At 67.5% G+C, this 1369-nt stretch carries 1 protein-coding gene; it reads right to left on the bottom strand.

The features are described from left to right. Positions 1-70 precede the first annotated feature (70 nt). A partial coding sequence (qcrB, locus tag ACWEVN_RS47900; RefSeq protein ID WP_452055718.1) for a cytochrome bc1 complex cytochrome b subunit occupies positions 71-1369 on the bottom strand: 1299 nt, incomplete at its 5' end.

The following is a 1369-nucleotide window of genomic DNA, read 5'->3' as shown; positions in this document are numbered from 1 at the left end:
CCGATCTGATCGATCCGGGGTACGACGAAGGCCACCTCCCGCGGGAGGTGGCCTTCGTCGTACCTGGGACCTAGTGGTCCGACTGCTTCGCGGCCGACGCCGTCTCGGCGGAGTCGAACTCGCCGTGCTGGCCGTGCTGACCGTTCTCGCCACCGGAGTGGCCGTTGCCGTTGGCCCGCTCCAGCGCCGCCGTCTCCTCGGCCGGGTCCGGCGACCAGAACGTGCCCGGAACCGCGTGCCCGGCCGAACCCAGCTTGTTCATCTTCTTCGGCACCGACGCGCCCTGGTATTCGAGTGCGATCGCGTGGCCGTGGCTGTCCACCCCGGCCAGCGGCTGGTGGATTTCGATGAACTCACCGTGCGGCAGCCGCTTGATGATGCCCGTCTCGACACCGTGCTCCAGCACCTCGCGGTCGGCCCGCTGCAGGCCCAGGCAGATGCGGTAGGTGAAGTAGTAGGCCAGCGGCGGCACGATCAGGACGCCGATGCGGCCCGCCCACGTCGTCGCGTTCAGGGAGATGTCGAACTGGTCGGCGATGATGTCGTTGAAGCCGGACAGCTCGATGACCATGAAGAAGCCCAGCGCCATCGCGCCCAGCGCCGTGCGGACCGGGACGTCCCGGGGCCGCTGGAGCAGGTTGTGGTGCGCGGTGTCCTTGGACAGCTTCCGCTCGATGAACGGGTAGCCGAGCAGCAGGCCGAACAGGATCGGCATGCCGACCGCGCCGGGGAAGAACACCGCCGGGATCGTGTAGTTCCCGAGGTAGACCTCCCACGCGGGCCAGATCCGGAGCATGCCGTCCGCCCAGGCCATGTACCAGTCGGGCTGCGAGCCCGCCGACACCTGCGCCGGGTTGTACGGGCCGAAGTTCCACACCGGGTTGATCTGGAACAGCCCCGACATCAGCGCCAGCACCCCGATGACCAGGGTGAAGAACGCCCCGCCCTTGAGCGCGAAGTACGGCATGATCCGCACGCCGACGACGTTGGTCTCCTTGCGCCGCACCCCCGGGAACTGCGTGTGCTTCTGATACCACACCAACGCCAAGTGCGCCCCGACCAGCGCCAGCATGATCCCCGGCAGCAACAGGATGTGCAGCGTGTACAACCGCGGAATGATCTGATCGCCCGGGAACTCCCCACCGAACAACGCCCAGTGGATCCACGTCCCGGCCACCGGCACCGACAACACGATGCCCGACAGGGTCGCCCGGATACCGGTCCCCGACAGCAAGTCATCCGGCAGCGAATACCCGAAGAAACCCTCGAAGCAGCCCAGGATCAGCAGCAGGCCACCGATCACCCAGTTCGCCTCACGCGGCCGCCGGAACGCCCCGGTGAAGAAGATCCGCAGCATGTGCACGGCCAT

It is taken from the genome of Amycolatopsis sp. NPDC003861, from assembly GCF_053605405.1.
This window is presented reverse-complemented; position numbering and strand designations above follow the sequence as displayed.